We start from the raw sequence: 19,485 nt of genomic DNA, 5'->3' as shown, positions 1-19,485 counted from the left end.
CTGCTTAATACTCCCCCAGAAACTCCTCCGGATCGGCTTCGATCTCGGCAATCGACCCCATCAATAGCGCCTCAAAGCTCGGCGCCACCCAGGTGATCTGGTCCGGGTCATGGGTGAAGGCGATGATCTGCCCCGGTGTGCCCGCCTCGGTGGGCGAGTGGTCGATCATCAGCAGCAGTGTTGCGCCGCCGAAACTGGCGAAGGGGAGCCAGCCCTGGTGAAACCAGCCGTCCTTGATGCGCGCATCTCGCGGCGCCGGTTCAGCGTATCCGACATATCGCGGCGCTCGGTCTGCCATACGCGCTCGTGCCGCAATCGCCTTTTCCATCGGCAGAAAATCGTAAGCCGTCAAATAGCCCGGCTGCATGAACACCGGCTCATCGCGCTCAGCCCCGTTGGCACAAAGCCAGGCCTGCCGGGCGTCCGCAGCGATAAGGAAGCCAAGTTCCGCCTCTACCGCTTCCAGGACCGATTCCGCCGCGCCCGGGTTGAGGTTTAGCGCGTGACCGTGCGCGTCGCATGCCGCTCGAACCCGATCAAGGTAGTGGGAAAAATTCATCGCCGCTGGTGGTCCTTTTGCGTGTTACGCAGCTTGCGGCAAGAAAAACCGATCCTTTAGTTCCTGCAATCCAATCCGCTCCAACATCTCGGTCAAACGCTCGGCAGGCTTGCGAGTCGGCAGATTTTTATATTGCGCAATGATCAGCTCATTCTTCATCGAATGCTCCCAGCCGACCAGTTCAGTCACGCTGACCTGATACCCATGCGCCTCAAGCTGCAAACACCGCAGCACATTCGTGATCTGGCTACCAAACTCCCGCGTATGCAGCGGATGCCGCCAGATCTCCGCCAGCGGATCGGCCAACGCCTTCGCCTTGTTTTTCCGCAGCACCGAAGCCACTTCCGCCTGGCAGCACGGCACGACCACGATGTATTTGGCCTTCTTCTCCAACGCAAAATGAATCGCGTCGTCGGTGGCGGTATTGCAGGCGTGCAGGGCGGTAACGACGTCAATCGATGCGGGAAGCTTGTTCGAGGTGATCGATTCCGCAACCGAGAGGTTCAGAAACGACATGCCGTCAAATCCCAGCCGCTTGGCCAGTTCCTCCGACGACTTCACCAGTTCTTCCCGCGTTTCGATGCCGAAGATGTGCGAGCCGTTCTTCAGCGCCTCGGGCTGATCCTTGAAGAACAGGTCGTACAGGATGAAACCGAGATACGACTTGCCCGCGCCGTGGTCGGCCAGTGTGACGGCGCCGCGTTGCGCTTGGACGTCCTTGAGCAGCGGCTCGATGAACTGGAATAGGTGGTAGACCTGCTTGAGCTTGCGGCGGCTGTCCTGGTTCATCTTGCCGTCGCGGGTCAGGATGTGCAGAGCCTTGAGCAGTTCGATCGACTGGCCGGGGCGGATGTCGTGGGTTTTTTCGGACATGGGGAAAGGCAAAGCGCCCCGCTGGGGCGGGGCGCGTAGAGGTGCGGAAAGAGGCATTTTACCCCTCCGCGTGTTTGACTCCGGCTCTTCCTGAGCGCCGGCGCCAGACACGCAGGTCAAAGGAGCGCCTCAGACCGTCACGAGGACAGGCTCACCCAAATTCAGCATCAACCGATTCGCCCACGCAAAGATCGCGTCCGAATGCAGCAGATCCAGGATCTCACCATCATTCAATCCAACGTCCTTCAGCGCCTGGATGCTGGCCGCGTTCACGTCGGCCTGCGCTTCGGTGATCTGGATCGAGAACTTGCCAATAGCCTGTTCACGCTTCGTCGTGCCAGCCGTGATCGGATCCTCGAACACCTGCCCAATCACGTCATTGCGCTTGGCCAGTTGCTCGAACCGCTGCGCGTGCACCGACGCGCAGTACACGCAGCCGTTCACGCGCGACACGACGGTGGCGCCCAGTTCGCGTTCGGCGCGCGACATGCCGCCCGGGGCGTACATGATGGCGTTGAAGGCCGTGGAGCGTTGGCGCAGGATTTCCGGCTGGTGGACCAGAAACAGGTAGTAGTCCGAGACCTTGGCCTTGGGGTGGCTTTCTTCCAGGACGGCGATCTGTTCGGGCGTGGCGGTGTCGACGTTGACGACGTCGAGCCAGGCCTTCCACTCCAGGACTTCGTTGGTGAAACCGTGGGCCTTGATGACGTCGCCGGGTTCGGTGTTGCCGGGGTTGATGACGGCAGTCGCTTCCGCGGCAGCAGATCCGGCGCCTTGACCCTCAGCGGCCTTCATCGCCACCAACCCCGCCACCAGACGCGTCTGATACGACAGGAAGGCGATCAGCTGCGACAGGGTGACAACAGCTGGCGTCGAAACCCCCGCCGCCGGCAGCGTCTTCAGCGCCGCCTCGTCGCCTTCGACAGGCTTTTCAATCAGCTTGCGCGTGAATTCCAGCACGGCGGCCAGTTGCGGGTTGGCGGCGTCGGCCGGTTTGCCCGATTCGGCGACGGCGATGTCCGCTGCCGCGGCGCCGGCTTCCACGGCGCGGGCGCGATAGTGCGCAGCCAGCAGCGGCGACGGCGTGATGCGCGTGGCATACAGCGCGACCAGCAGCCGGTCGGTCAGCGACAGGCCGGGCAGGGCCGGGTCGAACAGGGCGTCGTAGCTGCCTTGCGTGGCGGCGGCGACCTTGTCGCGCTTGTGGCGCACGTCAAAGGTCTGCGTGCCGGGCGTCAGGCCCACGAGCTGGTCGACGAGGTCTTTGTTGATGTCGTAGACGATGGGTTGTTGTGCCATTGAGGAATTCTCCTAAAGTTTCTTTCAGCCGGCGTTGCGCGCGTCGTCCGCAGTCGCAGCCGCCGCACCCTTGGCCTTCACCGCCGCATCCAGGAATGACGTCACGCCTTCCCAGGATTCCTGATCGGCGCGGGCGTTGTCCTTGGGGTTGCCGCCGCTGGTGCTGATCTTGCCCGACACCGGGTGGGCGTACACAAGCTGCGTGGTGGGCACGTAGGGGAACAGGATCGAGTGGCCGCCGTTCTCGTAATCCAGCCACTTGACCGGGTACGGGTGCTGCACCTCGACCAGCTTGTCCTGCACCATCTTCGAATACAGGCTGGACGGCCACGAGCCGTCGTCGGTGCCGGACAGCAGCATGACCGGGCCTTCGATGTCTTCCACGCGGATGCGGGCGCGGGCGACGGCGTCGGGGTCTTGCAGCGCGGTCAGGATGGCCTTTTCGTGGCGATGCGGCGCGGGGCCTTCATCGAACGGGGCCCACGTGGCGGTACGGTTGTTTTCCCAGACGTGGGGAATGGGCTTGCCGCCCAGCAGCCACGTCGGGCCTTCGCGGCCGATCTTGGGATCGCACGCGTTCTGGCCGCTGTGGACGACGGCGCCGGGCACGTACGCCACGACCGCCGACACTTCCTTGGGGAAGGTGGCGCCCAACAGCAGCACCAGTTCGCCGCCGCGCGACTGGCCGCTGATGGCGACGAAGTCGTGCTTGGGCTGGACCTTCTTGCGCAGCCAGCGCAGTCCGGTCTGGAAGTATTCGAGCGGGGTGTTGGAAATGTAGTCCGACAGGCCTGGCGCCTTGAAGTACGCCAGCGCAAAGGCGGCGTAACCGCGCGAGGCGTACAGGGCGGCGCGCGGTTCGTTGATGCCGCCGCCAGACCCGTTCAGGATCATGACGGCAGGATGCGAACCCGGGGCGCTGCCGGCGGGCAGGTACAGGGTGCCGACCAGACCTTCCTCGCGGACCTCGACGCGCGTGACGCCGTCGGACGCCAGGCGTTGCGTGAACGAAGCGCGCGCCTCGGCGCCTTGCACGCGAGCCACCACGTCGGTGACGAGCGCGTCGGTCACCGGGTGGTTGAAGTATTCACGGCTCTTGCCGTCGTCGGGGGACTGCGCCCAGATCAGTCCCATCGGGGACAAGCCGGTGTAGTCGCCGGAAACGGGCGCTTCGCGGGTCAGGTCAACCACGCCGTCCTCGCCCGCCGTATAGGCGGCCTGGGCTTGCCAGACCACGCCGTTGCGGCGGGTGAGGGCGGTGATCTCGACGGTCGCGCCGGGCGCCACGTGTTCGACGCGGATCTGGCGCGGGACGTCGATGAGGGCGTCCGCGGGGGTGATGGTCAGGGTCGGCGCCATGGCTTTACTTGTCCGAAACCTTGGTGACCATCATGGCGGCCGTGCGGTCGCTGGTCATCGGCGTGACCTTCAGGCCCTTCTTGGTGGCCCAGATGTTCTTGTAGTGGAACAGCGGGATGATGCCGACGTCATCGGACACGAGCTTGACGGAGTCGCGCAGGATGGCTTCACGCTTGGCCACGTCGAATTCCGAGGTGGATTGCTCCAGCGCGGCGTCGACCTTGGCATTCGTGTAGTGACCCCAGTTGGAGGCGCCCAGGCCCTTCTTGGCGTCGACCGTAGCCAGGATGTTGACCAGCGCATAGCTGGCCTCACCCGTGCCGTTGCCCCACGCCAGCATGCTGACGGCGAATTCGTTCTTGTTGGCGCGGCCCGAGTACACGGCCCACGGCACGACTTCCACTTGCGTCTTCACGCCCACGCGGGTCCAGAACTGCGCGACCGCCTGAGCCGTTTCCGGGCCTTGCGGGTAGCGGTCGTTGGGGACGTGCATGGTCAGCTTGAAGCCGTCCGGGAAGCCCGCTTCAGCCAGCAGCTTCTTGGCCTGCGCGACGTCGTTGGGGATGTCCTTGATTTCGGGGTTGTAGCCGAAGGTGCCCTTGGGCATCCACTGGTTGGCTTCGGTGGCGGCGCCTTGCAGGATGCGGTCGGCGATGGCCTTGCGATTGATGGCCAGGTTCAGCGCCTGGCGCACGCGCACGTCCAGGAGCGGGTTCTTGTCCAGCGGCTTGCCGTTGTTGTCGGTGATGTACTGGTTGGGCGCGGGGTTGAAGCTGGGTTGCAGCAGCATGACGCGCAGGCCGTCGTACGGGTAGACCGAGATGTTCGAGGCCTTTTGCAGCTTGGCCAGGTCGGACACCGAGACCTTGTCGATCACGTCCACGTCGCCGGCCAAGAGGGCGGCGGTGCGGGCGGCAGCGTTGTTGATGTAGCGGTAGTTGACCTTTTCCCAGATCTGCTTGTCGCCCCAGTAGGCGTCGTTGCGTTCCATCAGGACGCGGTCGCCGGGGGTGTACGAGACGAACTTGTAGGGGCCGGTGCCGACCATGGCCTTGCCCGAGTTGTAGTCTTCGGTCGACGACTTTTCGCCGACGTGCTTGCTGACGACGTGGATGGACGCCAGGTTCAGGGGCAGGTCGGGGTTCGGGGCCTTGGTCTTGACGATGAGCGTCAGCGGGTCCTTGGCGGTCATCGTGTCGATGGTGCGCAGGTAGCCGGCGTAGGTGGCGACGCTGCCGGGCACGCCTCGGGCGCGGGTGTAGGAGTAGATCAGGTCGTCGGCCGTGAACGGCGTGCCGTCCTGCCACTTGACGCCTTCACGCAGCTTGAATTCCCAGGTGGTGTTGTCCAGCGGCTTCCAGCTCACGGCCAGACCCGGCTGCAGCTTGTTCCACTTGTTCTCGATCAGGAGGTCCCAGAAGTGCAGGGCCACCGAGCGGTCGCCGGCGTGGTTGTTCAACTGCGGGTCCAGCGACGACAGCGGGTCGGCAAAGCCGATCGACAGGTTGTCGGCGGAGGCCGCGGCCGAGGCGCCCAGGATGGCGGCGGTGAGGGTCGAGAGAATCAGGCGTTTCATTGTCCGGGATCCTTGGTAGAGGGGGAACGGAGTGGGTCCATTGACCGCGGCGGTCGTGCCGCAGTCATTGATCGTCAGGCCATGTCGTTCAGGTGACAGGCGCTCAGGTGGTTGATGGCGATTCCCTTCAATGTGGGAACCTCGGTCTTGCAGCGCGGCATCGCGTGCGGACATCGCGGATGGAAATGGCAGCCGGTGGGCGGGTTGAGCGGGCTGGGGATCTCGCCCTTGATCGCGGTAAAGGTCTTGTGGCGCGACTTCAGGGTGGGAATCTCGGCCAGCAGCGCCTGGGTGTACGGGTGGTTGGGACGCTGGAAGACTTCTTCCACCGTCGCCGTTTCCACGACGCGGCCCAGATACATGATGACGACGCGGTCGGACAGGTGTTCGACCACGCCCAGGTCATGGCTGATGAAGAGGTACGTCAGGTTCAGCTCTTCGCGCAGGTCCATGAACAGGTTCAGGATCTGCGCCTGGATCGACACATCCAGCGCGGCCACTGCCTCGTCGCAGACCAGCATGGACGGCTGCACGGCCAGCGCGCGGGCAATGCCGATGCGTTGGCGCTGGCCGCCGCTGAACTGGTGCGGATAGCGCTGGCGCAGGGCGGGGTCCAGGCCCGCGCGCTCGAGTTGCGCGCTGACGTAGTCGTCGAAGTCGCCGTTGCCGACCAGGCCATGAATGCGCGCCGCTTCGCCGACGATCTCGTCCACGCGCAGGCGCGGGTTGAGGCTGGCGTAGGGGTCCTGAAAGATCATCTGCACTTTCAAGCGCGCGGCATGGGCCTCGGCCGCGTTCATGTCGGCGGGACGCACGCCGTTGATGCGGACCTCGCCACCCGAGGGCGTGAGCAGGCCGGCCGCGATGCGGCCCAGCGTGGACTTGCCGCAGCCGGATTCGCCGACCAGGCCGACGACTTCGCCGGGGTTCACGATGAGATCGACGTGGTCCACGGCACGCGTGATGGCGGGCGGCTTGGACAGGCCCAGCGATTGCATCGCGCGGCCGGCGGCGCCGATCTTGCGTTCGCCGAAGCGCTTGCTGACCTGGCGCAGGTCGATCAGCGGGGTGGGGGCGTTGGCGGTTGCGCTCATGCCGCCACCTCGCGGTGGATCTGGATGGAAGGATGGAAGCAGCGCACGTCGTGGTCGGGTAAGGCTTGGGTGATGCCGGGTTGCTGGCCGCAGGTGGCAGTGGCGCGCGCGCAGCGCGCCGCGAACGCACAGCCGGTCGGTAGGTGCAGCAGGTTCGGCGTCATGCCGGGAATCTGGCGCAGGCGCTGCCCGCGCTGGTTGTTGCTGGGCAGACTGTCGATCAGGCCCACGGTGTACGGGTGCTGCGGACGGTCCAGCACGTCGTCGACCTTGCCGTGTTCGACGATGCGGCCGGCATACATGACGGCCACGTCGTCGGCCAGGCCGGCCACCACGGAAAGATCGTGCGTGATCCAGATGAGGCTGGTGCCGTGCTGCTGCGCGAGCTTCTGCACTTCGGACAGGATCTGCGCCTGGATGGTGACGTCCAGCGCGGTGGTGGGTTCGTCGGCAATGATGAGATCCGGGCGGTGCAGCATGGCAATGGCAATGGCCACGCGCTGGCGCATGCCGCCGGACAGTTGATGCGGGTAGGCCAGCAGGCGTTCCTCGGGGCTGGGAATGCCCATCATGCCTAGCGTGTCGCGCGCCAGGACGCGGGCCTCGGCCTTGCTCATCTTGTTATGGGCGCGTACGGTCTCGATCATCTGCACGTCCACCCGCAGCACGGGGTTCAGCGTCATCATCGGATCCTGGAAGATCATCGCGATGCGGTTGCCCTGCAGCTTGCGCAACTCGCGCGGCGCCAGCTTGGTCAGGTCGCGGCCCTGGAACAGCACCTCGCCGCCAGCGATGCGGCCCGGCGCATCGACCAGACCCATGATGGAGAAGCCCGTCACGGACTTGCCCGAGCCGGATTCGCCGACCAGGCCCAGAATCTTGCCGCGTTCCAGCTTAAAAGAGACGCCATCCACGGCGGGCAGCACGCCCGCGCGGGTATGGAACTGCGTGCGCAGGTTGCGCACTTCAAGCGTGGCCGGCGCGCCAGCCGAGGCGGTGCGGTCGGTCATTTGTGAGTCCTCGGGTTCAGCACGTCGCGCAGGCGGTCGCCCACCAGGTTGATCGCCACGATGGTGATGAGCAGCGCGATGCCGGGGTAGAAGCTGATCCAGTATTCGCCGGACAGCATGTATTGAAAGCCGTTGGAAATCAGCAGGCCCAGCGACGGTTCGGTCACCGGCACGCCCAGGCCCAGAAAGCTCAGCGTGGCTTCCAGCGTGATGGCGCGCGCGATCTGCAGCGTGCCGATCACGATCAGCGGCGGCAGGCAGTTGGGCAGGATGTGCTTCAACATGATCCGCCAGTTGGGAATGTCCAGGCAGCGGGCGGCTTCGACGTATTCGCGGCGGCGTTCGACCAGGGCCTGGCCGCGCGCGGTGCGGGCGTAGTAGGCCCATTCCAGGATCACGAGCGTCAGCACCACGTTGCCCACGCCCTTGCCCAGATAGGCCAGGATCATCATGGCCACCAGGATCGACGGGAACGACAGGATCAGGTCCACGAGACGCATGATGAAGGCGTCGACCTTGCCGCCGGCGTAGGCGGCCAACAGACCCAGCAGCGTGCCGATGATGCCGGCGATCAGCGCCGAGCCAACGCCCACCATCAGGCTGATGCGCAGGCCGTACAGGATGCCGGACAACAGGTCGCGGCCCTGGCCGTCGGTGCCCAGCCAGTAGTGAAAGGTCTCCAGGCCGTTCATGGTGCCGGGCGGCAGGCGCGAGTCCAGCACGTCGATCTGCAGCAGGTCATACGGGTTCTGCGGCGAGATCCAGGGCGCCAGCACGGCAGCCAGGATCAGCAGCGTGGCCACCACCAGGCCCAGCACCGCCGTCTTGGACGACAGGAACTCGGTCAGGTTGCGGCGCCACGGCGACTCGCGGCGCAGGGCAGGCGCCTGCGCGGTATTGGATACGGAACTCATGCCGTGGCCTCCAGCCGCACCCGGGGGTCCAGCACTTTGTACAGAATGTCGACGATCAGGTTCAGCGTCACGAACAGGCACACCACCACGATCAGGTAGGCCACGATCACGGGGCGGTCCAGCGCGTTCAGGCTATCCAGGATCAGCTTGCCGGCGCCGGGCCAGGCAAAGATGCTTTCGGTGATGACGGCAAAGGCGATGGTCGAACCGAGTTCCAGGCCCAGCACGGTCACCAGCGGAATCATGGTGTTGCGCAGCACGTGCACACAGACCACGCGGAAGGGCGACAGGCCCTTGGCGCGCGCGAACTTCACGAAGTCCAGCGGCATCACGTCGCGCACGCCGGCGCGGGTCAGGCGGATGACCAGCGAGATCTTGAAGAGCGACAGGTTGAACGCCGGCAGGATCAGGTGGCGCCAGCCGTCGGCCGTCAGCCACGACCACTGAAAGCCCAGGAACTCCACCGTCTGGCCGCGGCCGCTGGCCGGCAGCCAGCCGAGCGACACGCTGAACGCCATGATCAGCATCAGCGCCACCCAGAAGGTGGGCAGCGAGAAGCCGACGATGCTGCCGGCCATGATCATCTTGGACGCGCGGCTGTCGGGGTACAGGCCGGCGAACAGGCCCAGCGGCAGGCCGACGATGACGGCAAACGACAGGGCGGTGATCGCCAATTCAAGCGTGGCCGGCAGGCGCTGGATCACCAGTTCGATCGCCGGAATGTTGTAGACGAAACTGTTGCCCAGGTTGCCGTGCAGCGCGCCGTTCAGGAAGGCCAGGTACTGCTGCCACAGGGGCTTGTCCAGACCCAGTTCGGCGATGATGCGCGCGCGGTCGACCTGGTCCACGTCCTGGCCGATCAGGATGTCCACGGGGTTGCCGATGGCGTGCAGCCCCACGAAGACGATGAGCGTCATCAGGAACACGACCACGGCGGCTTGCGCCACGCGGCGTAGCAGCCATGCTGTCATTGCGCGGTCTCCGCCTGCGAAGCCGTCGCCGGCGCGGGGGCCGGCGCCGGGGCTGGGGTCCATTCATCGCCGAACACTTCGGGCTCGGAGAACGCTTCCATGTTGGCGTAGTGCGTGGCCACGTCTTCGCGGTAGAACAGACCCGCGATGCCTTGCGCCAGGCGCTTTGCGCCTTCGCTGATGGCGGGGATGTCGCCCGAGATCGTGCCTTGCGTCAGCGCGGCGGGGTACGAGAAGCAGTGCACGCGATCCAGGCCGGGGCAGGCGCCGGGCACTTTCTCCTGCAGTTCGAAGACGGGGCCCAGGTCGGGCGAATCATGCAGTTCCTGGTCTTCCTCGCCGGCGGGCGGCGTGTAGCGGTCGCCCCAGGCGCGCACGTGAGGCGCGAGCGGCGCGAATTCCGGGCGCACGGTCCAGTCGATGCGAAAGCCCGTGGAGAAGATCAGGAAGTCCAGCACGAACACGCCTTTGGGCGTGGTGACGTGGATCTCGTCATCGATCAGCGCCAGGTCCAGCACGCCACAGCCCAGGTTGAAGAAGGCATTTGGGTGGCGCGACACGCGCAGCGTGCTGCCGCGCGGGGGCGGCACTTGCGCGGCGTTGATGTAGTGGCGGATCTTCCACTTCCATTCGTCGGGCAGCGTCAGGTGGCCGTGGGTCAGGCCTGGGTTGCCCGCGCCCTTGCCCTTGTTGATTCGGGGGATGTCGTTGCGGCGGATCAGCAGGTCGACGCTGGCCGCGCCGGCTTCCAGCGCGGTCGCCGCGCTGTCCATGGCGGATGCGCCCGCGCCCACGACGCCGACGCGCTTGCCGGCCAGCGTGTTGTAGTCCATCACGTCGGACGAATGCGCCCACCGGTCGCGCGGCAGTTTCTTTGCAAAGTCAGGCACATAGGCGCCGCCCAGGCCGTCGCGGCCCGTGGCCAGCACGACACGGCGGGCCAGGACGGTGCTGCGCCCGGCGGGCGACTGGATGTCCAGTTCCACCAGCTTGTCGGCGCGCGGCTGCACGGACAGGATGCGGTGTTCGTTGCGCACGTCCAGGTTCAGCACGCGGCGGTACCAGCGCAGGTAGTCCATCCATTGCAGGCGCGGGATCTTGTCCAGCGCTTCCCATGCGTCCAGGCCGAATTGCGCTTCGAACCAGGCTCGGAAGGTCAACGCGGGCAGGCCGAGCGCGGGACCGGTCAGTTGCTTGGGCGAGCGCAGCGTCTCCATGCGAGCCGTCGTGGCCCACGGGCCTTCGAAGCCTTCGGGCGCCTGATCGAAAATCGGCGCGTCGATGCCCAGATGCTTCAACGACGCCGCCGCCGCAAGACCGCCCATGCCGCCGCCGATGATGGCCACGTCCAGCACCTGCTGGCCATCGACCAGCCGGGGCGTCACCCAGTTCTTGGCGGGCAGTTCCAGCCAGGACAGGTCTTGCCGAAGGCGCGCCTCCAGGGCGGGCAGGCCTTGCGGCGGGGTGGCAATGGGCAGATTCATGATGCGGGTGTTTCCATAACAGGGGCGTCATCGCCGTAGATCGACTGCAACAGCGCCGAATGCTCGCAGGCGTCGTGCAGCACGAAGCCCGGCAGCAGGGCTGCGGCGGCTTCGGCCAGTGCGTCCGCCATGGCCTGGCAGGCCGGCGTCAGCGTTTGCGACTGCGGGGTGATGACCCCAAAAAAGAAGGGGATATCCAGGTCGATGGGCCGGATCGCCACGCCCGCCACCGGCGAGCCGTAGGCAGTCACGGGTTCCAGCACCGACACGCCAAGCCCGGCGCGGACCGCGGCCAGGGCATTGACGGACGAATTGGTTTCAATGGTGCCCAGCGCCTGTACGTTGTGCGAGAGGGCCGCGTCCAGACGGCGGCGCAGGCGATAGGGATTGGCCATGGTGATGAGACGGCGGCCGGCAAGGGCCGACACCGGCACCACGGCATGCTGCGCCACAGGATCGTCTTCGGGCAGGGCGACGACGCAGGGGGCCTGGGCAATCCAGTGCACGGTCAGGCCGCGGTGTTCCAGCGGCAGGCTGGTCACGCCCAGTTGCGCGGCGCCCGACAGCACAGCGTGCACCACGCGTTCCGGCGAGGCGCTGCGCAACTGCACGCGTGCGGCGCCGAGGCGGTCTTCGATGCGTTTGAGGGCAGCGGGCACCAGACCGGCGGCGAGGGCGGACGTGGCGGTCACCAGGAGCGGCTGCGCCTGGCCGCGCGCGATCTCATCGGCACGGCCGCGGATCTGCTGCAGGCTGGTCAGCGCACGCTCAACGTCGTCATACAGCAGGAACCCCTGTTCGGTCGGCGTCACGCGGGGGCCGCTGCGCGCGAACAGGGGATAGCCGATTTCGGCCTCCAGTTCCTGCAGCAACCGGCTGATCGCCGGCTGCGAGCGTCCCAGCAGCCGTCCGGCTGCGGTGACGCTGCCGGTGGACATGACGGCCGCAAAGGCCTCGAGTTGACGGAGTTCCATTGGTCTTGATTTATGCCAAGGACGAATTCTGGCCGCTCGAGTATGCACCCTACAAATACTAAAAAGGCATAAGTAAATTCCCTAGATGCGAATGACCGCGCATTTTTAATTACCGCGAGTTATTTCAAGGACTTAGGGTAAGTCCGGAGAGGAGCCCTGTCCGGAGCGCCAGGAGAGGGCGCAGACGCTGAAGGACGATTCAGCGCAGCGCAGGCGAGAATCCAACGATGGAAATGGGGTAGGCCGGGGAGAAGCGCTAGGACCCTTCCGGTCCGGCTTGCGCGCCCTGAATCGGCGCATGAGAGGCCAGAAGCGCACGGCCTTTTTCCGTCAGCACCAGGACGGCTTCGCCCTTCACGGTGCTTTGTTCCTGCGTCATGTCGACCAGGCCATTCGCCGTGGCGTCTTCCCAGGCCGACAGCCTGGGGCAGTGGGTACGCCACGCTTCCATGGTCTCTGCGTAGGTGCGAGGACGCGCCGAAATCCACAGCAGGAATTGCACGAGGTTGCCCTGTTGTGACGCGCCGGATTCCAATTCTGCTTGCGAATGGTCAGACATGGGACATCTCCGTTCTGGGCCAGGATGCGCCTTTGACGATACTCCCGCGCCCGTTTGCGCTCCAGCGCTATCTGGGAGCCATCCCCTTGCGCAACCGGTTGGAAGGTTCCAGCAGCGCGTCTTTCATGTCGTCGCGCTCCAGCACGCAGGGTTCGCGGTGCAGGTCGCGTATGAAATCGTCGTAGAGCTCGCCGGTGATGCCGGCCGGGCGCTTGAAGTCGCCGGATAGCTGATAAGCGCGCAGCAAGATCGAACGCAGCCGCTTGACCTCCCAAAGCAGGGTGATCACATCGGGGTTCCAGGGCTGACGCTCGCGGATGCACCGCAGGTCGGCGTGGGAAAGGGGGTTTTTGAACGGCATGGCGGAAAATACTGTTTATTTATCCAGTATAGTCCGCCGGGATGAAAGGCAGGCGTCGGTGTTTACAGCAATGGCGCCCACTTCGTGGGAACGGGTAACTCCGCACTACCGAATGTGAGAATTGTTGAGCCTTTGAAGCTCAGTCGTCCGTACCATTCCGTGAAAGCAAAATGAAAGGGAGTGGAGCGATGCTGTGCGGCCAATGCGCGGCCATCACCGTGGATCAGGCGGGGGCGCCGGGGCATGAAAACCTGATCAGCCTGGGCCATGTCCGGTCGTTGCCCCTGGCGCAACGCGGCGTCACGCACGAGGCATTCACGTGCGGCGAATGCGGCGCCAATTGGGATTATCTGCACGATCGGCGCAACCCGGCATCGGGTTGGGCACTTTGTGATCGCACCATGCCCGCCCCGCAACGGTCCATCGATCCGCCGGCCGTGGAAGCGGCCTGAAAAATGGCCTGCCGGTCAATCCGGCAGGCCGCGCAAGCCTCACTAGTCAGCTGTTGCGCGTTACACCACGCGCGTATGCACCTGGCCTTCGCGGAACCACGAATCCAGGTTCGCGCGCATCAGGTCCGCCATCGCGCGGCGCGTTTCGTGGGTGCCGCTGGCAATGTGCGGCAGCATCACCACGTTGTCCATGGCGTTCAGTTCCGGGGGCGTGGCGGGTTCGTGTTCGAACACGTCCAGGCCGGCGCCGGCAATGCGTTTGCTCTGCAGCGCAGCCACCAGTGCGGCTTCGTCGACCACCGTGCCGCGCGCAATATTGATCAGCCAGCCGTCCGGCCCCAGGGCGTCCAGTACCTGCGCGTTCACCATGTGGCGCGTCGCGCCGCCGCCCGGCACGGCCAGCACCAGGAAGTCGCATTGCGCGGCGAGCTCGAGGATGTTCGGGCAATAACGGTAGCCCTCGGGCGCGTCGGGGCGCGGTTTGCGGTTGGTGTACAGGATCTCCATGTCGAAGGCCTGCGCGCGGCGGGCGATCTGCAGGCCGATGTTGCCCAGGCCGACGATGCCGCAGCGTTTGCCGGTCATGCGCGAACCCAGGCCGAATCCTTCGGTGGGCCAGCGGCCGGCGCGCACGAAGCGGTCGGCTTCGGCGATGCGGCGCGAGACGGCCAGCATCAGGGCCAGCGCGGTATCGGCCACGCAGGCGTCCAGCACGCCCGGCGTGTTGGTGACCACGACGTTGCGCGCCTTGGCCGCCGCGATGTCGATGGTGTCGTACCCCACGCCAAAACTGAAGATGCCTTCCAGGGCGGGCAGGGCGTCGATCAATTCCTTTGTCGCGCCGAAGCGGCCGCTGGTGGCAATGCCGCGGATGGCGGCGCCATGTTCGCGCAGCAGCGCCGCCTTGTCCTGGGCCTCCCAGAGGCGATGAACGCGGTAGCGCGATTCCAGGTCGGCCACCAGTTCAGGCAGCAGGGGACCGACCATCAGCAGATCGGCGGCGGAGGCGGGAAGGGATGCAGTCATGGATACGGCTTATGTAGGTAAGAAGGAAAGGCCCGCCGAGGCGGGCCGGGACCGGAATCAGTTGGTCTGGATGTTGCGGGACTTGATTATCTGCCCATAGCGTTCGCGCTCGCTAGCGGCCAGGTCCTGCAGCTCCTTGGGTGTCGATCCGTGGGCGACGGCGCCCTGCGATTCGAGCTTGGCTTTGACCGCGGGATCGGCCGCCACGGCGCGGATCGCCTCGGACAGCTTGTCGATCACGGCCTGCGGCGTGCCGGCCGGCGCCAGTACCGCCGTCCACGAGCCGCTCTGCGCGTTCTTGACGCCGGCTTCGTCGATGGTCGGCACGTCCGGCATCGCGGGCGAGCGTGTCGCGCCGGTCACGGCCAGCGCGCGCAGCTTGCCGGCCGTGACATACGGCATGGTCTCCAGGACTGACGCGAACAGCATATCGACGCGCCCGGCCATCAGATCGGTCATCGCCGGGCCGCCGCCCTTGTAGGGCACGTGCACCAGATCCACGCCCGTGGCTTCCTGGAAGATCTCGCCGGACAGGTGGGGCGCGCCGCCCGTGCCCGAGCTGGCAAAGGTGTGCTTGCCGGGCTGGGACTTGGTCAGCGTCACCAGCTCCGCGACGTTCTTGGCCGGCAGGCTGGCGGGCACCACCAGCACGAACGGCAGGTCCGAAAACAGCGACACGGGCGCAAACGCCTTCACCGGGTCGGAATGCAGCTTGTAGATCCAGGGGTTGATCGCCAGCATGCCCGAGTTTGCGAACAGCAGCGTGTAGCCATCGGGCTGCGAACGGGCCACCAGGTCGGCGGCGATCTGGCCGCCGGCGCCCGGGCGGTTGTCCACCACCACCGACGACGAGAATTTTTCGCCCAGGGCCGCGGCCAGCAGGCGCGCCGAGATGTCGGTGCCGCCGCCGGGCGAGAAGGGGACGATCAGATTGATCGGGCGTTCCGGATAGCCTGCGGCGCTGGCCGCGTGCGGCAAGGCGGCGGTGGCAGCCAGGGCCAGCGCCGCGGCGAGGAGCCGGACGCGAATCCGGGCGGTGTTCTTTGTCTCCATGGATTTTCTCTTTTATGGCGTTGATGGCGGCTAGGCCGCGAAAAATGGTGCTGCGGGTAAGGCTCCTGATGCTTCGCGGGCCGGAATCCAGCCCTGCAGCCGAGTATAGGGATGCCTGTCCATGGATAGCCGTTCGAGCTATAAATAGCATCAATCAATTCAAGGATTGAATCGATGGAATTCCGCCAGCTCGAGTGCTTCATTGCGGTTGCCGAAGAATTGCACTTTGGCCGCGCCGCCGAGCGCCTGTGCATGACGCAACCGCCGCTCTCGCGCCAGATCCAGCTGCTGGAGCAGGACCTGGGCGTGACCCTGTTCGAGCGCAACAGCCGGCAGGTGGTGCTTAGCGCCGCTGGCCGGCGCTTTCTGCGCGACGCGCGCCATTTGCTTGAGTTTTCGGCGCAGGCCGCGGCGACCGCGCGCCGCACGTCCGGCGGCGAAGCCGGCCACATCAGGCTGGGCTTCACGGCCGTGGCCTCGTATCGCCTGATGCCGTCGCTTATCGTGCAGGCGCGCAAGCTGCTGCCGGGCGTCGAGATCCAGTTGCGCGAAACCGTGACGACCGAGTTGAGCCGCCTGCTGCTGGCCCACGAACTGGATGCCATCCTGGCGCGCAGCGTGCCGCAACAGGCAGGCATCGAATCGCGCCTGCTGGAGCGTGAACCGCTGGTGCTGGCGCTGCCGGCCGAGTCGCCCTTGTGCGAGCACGCTATCGTGCCGCTGCGGTTGCTGCAGGGGCAGCCATTCGTGCTGTATTCGCCGCGGGAAGGCAAGTACTTCTACGACCGCATCGTGGGCGCTTTCGGCCTGGCGGACGTGCAGCCGCAGTATGTGCAGCGCGCCGGGCAGACGCATACGTTGCTGGCGCTGGTGCGAGCCGGGCTGGGCGTGGGCCTCGTGCCGGATTCCGCGCGCGAGCTGCGGTTTGAAGGCGTGGTGTTCCGGCCGATTGGCCAGCGCGATCTCTACGCGGACATGTACCTTGCCTGGCACGCGCAGCACGATAATCCGGCGCTGGATGCATTTCTGCAGCGCGTGGCCAAGCGAAACAGCCCGGAAACTGTCGGAAGCCCCGGACAGGCGTGAGCCAGACTTCTATCTAGCGGCGCTTGGGGCGGTTCGGTGCGGACAACGGCGCGCCGACGTGGCTGGCCAACCAGTGTTCGATCTTGTCGTCCGGGCGGGGGGCCCAGTCCTTGCCGATTTCCACAATGAGCAGGTTGCGGGTGTCGCCGTAATCCTGGGGTTGTCCATTCCCTGGGTTGTCCATTCGCGGATATATCAAGTTGAAACATCCATAGACCATCCAAGTGGATGGTTTATGATTCGATCCATGCCGCCTCGCACCTCTCAACTCGCCTCCACGCCCAAGCCTGCGGACGAAAAAATCACCATCAACCTGGGTTATGTCGACCTGGGCCAGATTGATTTGCTCGTCCAGGAAGGGTTCTACGCCAACCGCACGGACCTCATCCGCACGGCCATCCGCAATCAACTTGCCACCCACGGCGACGCCGTGCGCCAGGCCGTCAGCCGCAAGACGCTGGTGCTGGGCATCCAGCACTACACCGCCCAGGATTTGCTCGCGGTACAGACCGCGGGCGAAATGCTTCAGATCCGGGTGCTGGGCCTGGCAACCATTGCCTCCGACGTCACGCCCGAGCTTGCGCTCGCCACGATCGAATCCCTGACGGTACTGGGGGCGCTACATGCCAGCCCCGCCGTCAAAGCCGCCCTGCGTCAGCGCATCCGCTGACCCTCGCGGCGCAAACAAAGGTCACGCCATGCACCCTGATTTCCAGCACCTCATGCACCGGGCTACCCAGCTCACTCAAGCCGGCGATCTGACGGCAGCAACTGCCGCCATCCAGGCCGCCCTGCGAAACGGCCTGGCTGCCGCGCCGGCTCGGCAAGACGATGCCGACGTCATCGACGTCGAAGCTTGGGAAGTTCCGGATACCGCCCAAGCTTCCAGCGCGGCGCCGCACGTTGCCGGCGACGCTGCCCAGTCCGCCCCAAAACCTGCCGCCGCGGGCGATACGTTCACGGCGGGGTCATTCCGCAATTCGTCCGGGCAGCGCGCCTACAAGCTGTATGTGCCGCCCAACCCGGATGGCACGCCGCGTCCGCTAGTGGTCATGCTGCACGGATGCACGCAGGACGCAGACGATTTCGCCGCGGGCACCGCCATGAATGCGGCTGCGCGCGAGCAGGGCTTTCATGTGCTGTACCCCGTGCAATCGCGCGACGCCAATCCGCAGAAGTGCTGGAACTGGTTCAAGCACAACCATCAGCAGCCAGGCCGGGGCGAGCCGTCCATCCTTGCGGGCATGACGCGCGAGGTGATCGCCGCCCACAACATTGATCCCACGCGCGTGTATGTCGCGGGTCTTTCGGCGGGCGGGGCGATGGCAGCGATTCTGGCGGGCGCTTATCCCGAACTGTATGCGGCGGCAGGTGTGCATTCGGGGTTGGCCGCTGGCGCGGCGACGGACCTGCCTTCGGCGCTGTCCGCCATGAAGGGCGTGGGCCTGAAACCCGCCGCACCGGCCGGCAACGGCGTGCCGGTCATCGTGTTCCATGGCGATCGCGACGCCACCGTCAATCCCGCCAATGCCGGCAACGTGATCGCGGCCAGCGTGGGGCCCAACGCGCGTGTCGAAACCGTTCGCGTGGCGGGCGCGGGCAGCATGCGCGACAGCACGCAGCATGTATACCGCGATGCGGCGGGCAACATCGTCGCCGAACGCTGGGATGTCCACGGCGCCGGCCATGCCTGGGCAGGCGGCTCGGAGCAAGGGTCCTACACGGATCGGACCGGTCCGGATGCGACGGCCGAGATGCTGCGATTCTTCTTCGCGCGCACGTCGCGCGCTCAGTGATTCGCTAACGTTCCAGCGTGGTCAATGGCGGCTTGGATCGCGGCCAATGTAGTATCGGCCGTGATTCCCCTTGCATGTGATCCCTTGTATGCGACCACCCCTCAACGCGCCGCCAGCCGGCGAATGGAGCACCGTGAAAATCGTCAGAATCATCGAAGAAATGCGTCAAGGCGACCAGGAACAGGCCCGCGCCCATGAATCCCCGACCGAGGGCGACCTGCTCGCCGCCCTGGACAGACTGGATGGCGCGGTCTTCAGTTCGACCGCCTTCGTGATTGATGACGACACGGTCATGTCGATCGGCGGCGGTGATGGCGCCTATGTCGTGTTCATCTCATCCGGCGGCGACACGCGGATCCACACGCTGATCGACCCCGCCAAATCCGAAGATCACGACCAGGACCTGGTGGCGGGTGGACAATCAGGCAGTTATCCGCAGTACCAGTGCGTGGACCGTTCCAAGGCGGCGTCCGCGCTGTTGTACTTTCATGCGCACGGCGCCGCGTCGCCGGATTTGAATTGGGCTAGCGAATAGCCACCGGCTTGCCGTAGAACACCCGCGCGCACAGCAGACCGGCCACTGCGGCGGGCAGGGCGCCCATGAACAGCGGAAATCCCAGCGCTGCCAACGATCTGTCGCGGCTGCCGAACGTCAGCAAAAAGACAAAGGCATACGCCGCGCCAATGAGCCCCATGCGCAGGACGGCCAGCCAGGACGGCGCGACGGGCTTGAGCGCGCCCGCCGTCAACCCGCAAAAGAGCGCCGGCACACCGCCAAACAGATACGCCCACGGCAGTCCATAGAGACCGAACAGGAGCAGTTCCGGATCCTGGGCGCCGATCGACATGGTCACAGCGATGAGCACGATGGCGACGGCCGGTCCCATGAATGCGAAGATCGCGGCACCCGACAGCATGTCGCGCGACATGGTGCGGCCGGAGTCCTCGGGTCTGCGCTGCATGCGGCGGTAGACGGCAGCGGCCAGCGTAGACGCGAGAAGCAGGGCGCCAAAGAAATAGATCATCAGGTCAGTTCCGA

The 19,485-nt window shown here is 65.7% G+C and carries 22 protein-coding genes; 5 read left to right on the top strand and 17 right to left on the bottom strand.

The genetic code is table 11. The features are described 5' to 3' along the window. Nucleotides 1–4: 4 nt before the first annotated feature. From B3098_RS24885 to B3098_RS24825, 13 genes are all read right to left on the bottom strand, one after another. Nucleotides 5–559: an SMI1/KNR4 family protein gene (locus B3098_RS24885; protein ID WP_286899673.1), complete on the bottom strand. Its 555-nt coding sequence runs from the start codon at nt 557–559 to the stop codon at nt 5–7. 24 nt (nt 560–583) lie between these two features. Further along, nucleotides 584–1,432: a class I SAM-dependent methyltransferase gene (locus B3098_RS24880; RefSeq protein ID WP_286900269.1), complete on the bottom strand. Its 849-nt coding sequence runs from the start codon at nt 1,430–1,432 to the stop codon at nt 584–586. Nucleotides 1,433–1,561: 129 nt separating this feature from the next. Continuing rightward, a complete protein-coding gene (locus B3098_RS24875; RefSeq protein WP_279972034.1) occupies nt 1,562–2,731 on the bottom strand; it encodes a CMD domain-containing protein in 1,170 nt (389 codons plus the stop codon). A 24-nt stretch (nt 2,732–2,755) separates the two neighbouring features. Next, on the bottom strand, nt 2,756–4,090 hold the full coding sequence (locus B3098_RS24870) for an acyl-CoA thioester hydrolase/BAAT C-terminal domain-containing protein (RefSeq protein WP_286899671.1): 1,335 nt from the start codon (nt 4,088–4,090) through the stop codon (nt 2,756–2,758). A 4-nt stretch (nt 4,091–4,094) separates the two neighbouring features. Continuing rightward, complete coding sequence (locus B3098_RS24865; protein WP_175121171.1) at nt 4,095–5,666, bottom strand: ABC transporter substrate-binding protein; 1,572 nt, start codon at nt 5,664–5,666, stop codon at nt 4,095–4,097. Nucleotides 5,667–5,740: 74 nt separating this feature from the next. Further along, nucleotides 5,741–6,760: an ABC transporter ATP-binding protein gene (locus tag B3098_RS24860; protein WP_175136204.1), complete on the bottom strand. Its 1,020-nt coding sequence runs from the start codon at nt 6,758–6,760 to the stop codon at nt 5,741–5,743. After that, nucleotides 6,757–7,770: an ABC transporter ATP-binding protein gene (locus B3098_RS24855; protein ID WP_286899667.1), complete on the bottom strand. Its 1,014-nt coding sequence runs from the start codon at nt 7,768–7,770 to the stop codon at nt 6,757–6,759. Before B3098_RS24855 ends, B3098_RS24860 begins: the two co-directional genes overlap by 4 nt. Next, a complete protein-coding gene (locus B3098_RS24850; protein WP_175136206.1) occupies nt 7,767–8,684 on the bottom strand; it encodes an ABC transporter permease in 918 nt (305 codons plus the stop codon). The genes B3098_RS24855 and B3098_RS24850 overlap by 4 nt, the downstream gene beginning before the upstream one ends. Beyond that, the gene (locus B3098_RS24845; protein WP_056566643.1) at nt 8,681–9,655 is read right to left on the bottom strand and encodes an ABC transporter permease; all 975 of its coding nucleotides are present in this window, start codon (nt 9,653–9,655) and stop codon (nt 8,681–8,683) included. Before B3098_RS24845 ends, B3098_RS24850 begins: the two co-directional genes overlap by 4 nt. After that, nucleotides 9,652–11,139 (bottom strand): flavin-containing monooxygenase, encoded by a 1,488-nt coding sequence (locus tag B3098_RS24840; RefSeq protein WP_286899666.1) that lies wholly within the window; start codon nt 11,137–11,139, stop codon nt 9,652–9,654. The genes B3098_RS24845 and B3098_RS24840 overlap by 4 nt, the downstream gene beginning before the upstream one ends. Continuing rightward, nucleotides 11,136–12,113 (bottom strand): LysR family transcriptional regulator, encoded by a 978-nt coding sequence (locus B3098_RS24835; RefSeq protein ID WP_175136208.1) that lies wholly within the window; start codon nt 12,111–12,113, stop codon nt 11,136–11,138. The genes B3098_RS24840 and B3098_RS24835 overlap by 4 nt, the downstream gene beginning before the upstream one ends. Before the next feature lie 256 nt (nt 12,114–12,369). Further along, on the bottom strand, nt 12,370–12,672 hold the full coding sequence (locus B3098_RS24830; RefSeq protein ID WP_286899664.1) for a hypothetical protein: 303 nt from the start codon (nt 12,670–12,672) through the stop codon (nt 12,370–12,372). A 67-nt stretch (nt 12,673–12,739) separates the two neighbouring features. Continuing rightward, nucleotides 12,740–13,033 carry a hypothetical protein gene (locus tag B3098_RS24825; RefSeq protein ID WP_175136209.1) on the bottom strand — a complete coding sequence of 98 codons (294 nt, stop codon included), beginning with the start codon at nt 13,031–13,033 and terminating at the stop codon, nt 12,740–12,742. 170 nt (nt 13,034–13,203) lie between these two features. Here B3098_RS24825 and B3098_RS24820 point away from each other — a divergent pair, with 170 nt between their 5' ends. Continuing rightward, nucleotides 13,204–13,485, top strand: coding sequence for a hypothetical protein (locus tag B3098_RS24820; RefSeq protein ID WP_246282758.1), 282 nt, complete (start codon nt 13,204–13,206; stop codon nt 13,483–13,485). Between the two features lie 60 nt (nt 13,486–13,545). Here B3098_RS24820 and B3098_RS24815 read toward each other — a convergent pair whose 3' ends face one another. Beyond that, the gene (locus tag B3098_RS24815) at nt 13,546–14,511 is read right to left on the bottom strand and encodes a 2-hydroxyacid dehydrogenase (RefSeq protein ID WP_286899662.1); all 966 of its coding nucleotides are present in this window, start codon (nt 14,509–14,511) and stop codon (nt 13,546–13,548) included. A gap of 57 nt (nt 14,512–14,568) precedes the next feature. Continuing rightward, nucleotides 14,569–15,564 carry a Bug family tripartite tricarboxylate transporter substrate binding protein gene (locus B3098_RS24810; RefSeq protein ID WP_175183743.1) on the bottom strand — a complete coding sequence of 332 codons (996 nt, stop codon included), beginning with the start codon at nt 15,562–15,564 and terminating at the stop codon, nt 14,569–14,571. 174 nt (nt 15,565–15,738) lie between these two features. On the opposite strand from B3098_RS24810, the gene B3098_RS24805 reads away from it, so the two are divergent. Next, nucleotides 15,739–16,650 (top strand): LysR family transcriptional regulator, encoded by a 912-nt coding sequence (locus B3098_RS24805; RefSeq protein WP_286899661.1) that lies wholly within the window; start codon nt 15,739–15,741, stop codon nt 16,648–16,650. Between the two features lie 13 nt (nt 16,651–16,663). Here B3098_RS24805 and B3098_RS24800 read toward each other — a convergent pair whose 3' ends face one another. Continuing rightward, nucleotides 16,664–16,834 carry a hypothetical protein gene (locus B3098_RS24800; RefSeq protein WP_286899660.1) on the bottom strand — a complete coding sequence of 57 codons (171 nt, stop codon included), beginning with the start codon at nt 16,832–16,834 and terminating at the stop codon, nt 16,664–16,666. A gap of 63 nt (nt 16,835–16,897) precedes the next feature. Between B3098_RS24800 and B3098_RS24795 the strand changes: the two genes are divergently transcribed. From B3098_RS24795 to B3098_RS24785, 3 genes are all read left to right on the top strand, one after another. Then, nucleotides 16,898–17,320, top strand: coding sequence for a CopG family transcriptional regulator (locus tag B3098_RS24795; protein ID WP_175121184.1), 423 nt, complete (start codon nt 16,898–16,900; stop codon nt 17,318–17,320). 28 nt (nt 17,321–17,348) lie between these two features. After that, nucleotides 17,349–18,446 carry an alpha/beta hydrolase family esterase gene (locus B3098_RS24790; protein WP_286899659.1) on the top strand — a complete coding sequence of 366 codons (1,098 nt, stop codon included), beginning with the start codon at nt 17,349–17,351 and terminating at the stop codon, nt 18,444–18,446. A 133-nt stretch (nt 18,447–18,579) separates the two neighbouring features. Next, nucleotides 18,580–18,981 (top strand): Imm1 family immunity protein, encoded by a 402-nt coding sequence (locus B3098_RS24785; RefSeq protein ID WP_279972009.1) that lies wholly within the window; start codon nt 18,580–18,582, stop codon nt 18,979–18,981. On the opposite strand, the gene B3098_RS24780 is transcribed toward B3098_RS24785, so the two are convergent. Next, nucleotides 18,971–19,471 carry a hypothetical protein gene (locus tag B3098_RS24780; protein WP_286899657.1) on the bottom strand — a complete coding sequence of 167 codons (501 nt, stop codon included), beginning with the start codon at nt 19,469–19,471 and terminating at the stop codon, nt 18,971–18,973. The genes B3098_RS24785 and B3098_RS24780 overlap by 11 nt on opposite strands. Between the last annotated feature and the right edge of the window lie 14 nt (nt 19,472–19,485).

The sequence above is a fragment of the Achromobacter sp. UBA2119 genome (assembly GCF_002331005.1).
GTDB classification, from domain to species: Bacteria; Pseudomonadota; Gammaproteobacteria; order Burkholderiales; family Burkholderiaceae_B; genus Achromobacter; species Achromobacter animicus.
Note: the sequence above shows the minus strand (reverse complement) of the source record. Positions and strands in the feature narration are given on the sequence as shown.

Coding starts and splice junctions, on each gene's coding strand:
- B3098_RS24830 (WP_286899664.1), bottom strand. CDS start 12,672: ATGTCTGACCATTCGCAAGCAGAATTGGAATCCGGCGCGTCACAACAG.
- B3098_RS24790 (WP_286899659.1), top strand. CDS start 17,349: ATGCACCCTGATTTCCAGCACCTCATGCACCGGGCTACCCAGCTCACT.
- B3098_RS24810 (WP_175183743.1), bottom strand. CDS start 15,564: ATGGAGACAAAGAACACCGCCCGGATTCGCGTCCGGCTCCTCGCCGCG.
- B3098_RS24860 (WP_175136204.1), bottom strand. CDS start 6,760: ATGAGCGCAACCGCCAACGCCCCCACCCCGCTGATCGACCTGCGCCAG.
- B3098_RS24875 (WP_279972034.1), bottom strand. CDS start 2,731: ATGGCACAACAACCCATCGTCTACGACATCAACAAAGACCTCGTCGAC.
- B3098_RS24780 (WP_286899657.1), bottom strand. CDS start 19,471: ATGATCTATTTCTTTGGCGCCCTGCTTCTCGCGTCTACGCTGGCCGCT.
- B3098_RS24850 (WP_175136206.1), bottom strand. CDS start 8,684: ATGAGTTCCGTATCCAATACCGCGCAGGCGCCTGCCCTGCGCCGCGAG.
- B3098_RS24815 (WP_286899662.1), bottom strand. CDS start 14,511: ATGACTGCATCCCTTCCCGCCTCCGCCGCCGATCTGCTGATGGTCGGT.
- B3098_RS24885 (WP_286899673.1), bottom strand. CDS start 559: ATGAATTTTTCCCACTACCTTGATCGGGTTCGAGCGGCATGCGACGCG.
- B3098_RS24805 (WP_286899661.1), top strand. CDS start 15,739: ATGGAATTCCGCCAGCTCGAGTGCTTCATTGCGGTTGCCGAAGAATTG.
- B3098_RS24870 (WP_286899671.1), bottom strand. CDS start 4,090: ATGGCGCCGACCCTGACCATCACCCCCGCGGACGCCCTCATCGACGTC.
- B3098_RS24835 (WP_175136208.1), bottom strand. CDS start 12,113: ATGGAACTCCGTCAACTCGAGGCCTTTGCGGCCGTCATGTCCACCGGC.
- B3098_RS24800 (WP_286899660.1), bottom strand. CDS start 16,834: ATGGACAACCCAGGGAATGGACAACCCCAGGATTACGGCGACACCCGC.
- B3098_RS24880 (WP_286900269.1), bottom strand. CDS start 1,432: ATGTCCGAAAAAACCCACGACATCCGCCCCGGCCAGTCGATCGAACTG.
- B3098_RS24855 (WP_286899667.1), bottom strand. CDS start 7,770: ATGACCGACCGCACCGCCTCGGCTGGCGCGCCGGCCACGCTTGAAGTG.
- B3098_RS24840 (WP_286899666.1), bottom strand. CDS start 11,139: ATGAATCTGCCCATTGCCACCCCGCCGCAAGGCCTGCCCGCCCTGGAG.
- B3098_RS24825 (WP_175136209.1), bottom strand. CDS start 13,033: ATGCCGTTCAAAAACCCCCTTTCCCACGCCGACCTGCGGTGCATCCGC.
- B3098_RS24820 (WP_246282758.1), top strand. CDS start 13,204: ATGAAAGGGAGTGGAGCGATGCTGTGCGGCCAATGCGCGGCCATCACC.
- B3098_RS24865 (WP_175121171.1), bottom strand. CDS start 5,666: ATGAAACGCCTGATTCTCTCGACCCTCACCGCCGCCATCCTGGGCGCC.
- B3098_RS24795 (WP_175121184.1), top strand. CDS start 16,898: ATGCCGCCTCGCACCTCTCAACTCGCCTCCACGCCCAAGCCTGCGGAC.
- B3098_RS24845 (WP_056566643.1), bottom strand. CDS start 9,655: ATGACAGCATGGCTGCTACGCCGCGTGGCGCAAGCCGCCGTGGTCGTG.